This window comes from Vibrio sp. 03_296, from assembly GCF_002265885.1.
Genome location: NZ_NPKW01001298.1, coordinates 1 through 651, shown reverse-complemented (window position 1 = coordinate 651; position 651 = coordinate 1). Strand labels below are relative to the sequence as shown.

Here is a 651-nt window from a genome sequence, read left to right as displayed (position 1 = left end):
CTGATGCCTCTTTGCATCATATTGCCCTCCCGCAACGATAACGTGCAAGTGAGGATGTAGCTCTCGCTTTCGGCTGTGTGTATGAAGGACGATAGTAAATCCCAGCTCACCTTGGGTTTGCCTTTGAGCAAAGTCTTTTAACGTAGATGAAGCCACGCGGAACATGGTTTGATAAAGTGCTCGGGAGCAGAGCGAGCTAAGCTTCTCAGTTCATAAGGTAATGTGAAGGTTACCATGTAGTAATGAACTGGAAGCAGCTTACTTTTCTGCCTTTCAAGCCAGTCTGATGTTGTACGATACTGACATTGCGGGCAGTGACGATTTCCACACGAGAGAGTGAGACGGTCATCATGGTGGCAGTGGGAGCAATACCACTGCGAGAGTCCTTGTTTCTCTGTTTTACAGCGTAACATGGCGGAGATGGCTCGCTTGATATCGCTGTTAAAGTGATGACCATAGTCTAGTTCAAGCTCGTGACGATGTTGGCGCAATAGGTCGATAAAAGTGCTCATACGGTCAGCTCCCAGTCGAGGTGCAGGCGGTCAGCCAGTTGATTGAGAGCTTGATTCGCATCATGTAACTTGAGTTGTGTGAGTTGAGTATAACGAGCCGTTGTATTTAAACTCGCATGACCAAGAAGGATTTGCAGTG

2 pseudogenes are annotated in these 651 nt (G+C 47.6%); both read right to left on the bottom strand.

The window, feature by feature from the left end:
• Positions 1-512, bottom strand: a pseudogene (locus tag CIK04_RS31660) (transposase zinc-binding domain-containing protein); the annotation flags it as partial.
• Positions 509-651 (bottom strand): annotated as a pseudogene (locus CIK04_RS35235) (integrase); the annotation flags it as partial. The pseudogenes CIK04_RS31660 and CIK04_RS35235, both read right to left, overlap by 4 nt.